Raw genomic sequence first — 285 nt, forward strand, 5'->3', positions numbered from 1 at the left:
CGATCACGATCACCGCGCCCGAGCCGTCGTCGGAATCATGGATATCGACTTTGAGGCCCTGGGCGGCGTATTCGGTGCGCCGCACCGCCTCGGGGTCATAACGCTCGACCCAGTAGTCGATCTCGGTGGCGGTGCGCATCGCCGATAACGGCCCCCAATCCCGCAGCCGTGTGGCGATCGCGGTGTCCACCTGGGCCATCACGGCGGGGTCGTTGATCAGCCGGGTGCGCGCCACCACCGTCGACACCAGCCGGTAGTTCACCGCGCCGGTGGCGAACACCTGCG

The 285-nt window shown here is 68.1% G+C and carries 1 protein-coding gene; it reads right to left on the reverse strand.

Going from position 1 to position 285, the window contains the following annotated elements:
* Nucleotides 1–285: DUF222 domain-containing protein (locus H7J93_RS04240; protein WP_267305051.1), on the reverse strand; the 285-nt coding region annotated here is incomplete at both ends.

Origin of the sequence: Mycobacterium barrassiae (genome assembly GCF_025822765.1) — a bacterium.
GTDB classification, from domain to species: domain Bacteria; phylum Actinomycetota; class Actinomycetes; order Mycobacteriales; family Mycobacteriaceae; genus Mycobacterium; species Mycobacterium barrassiae.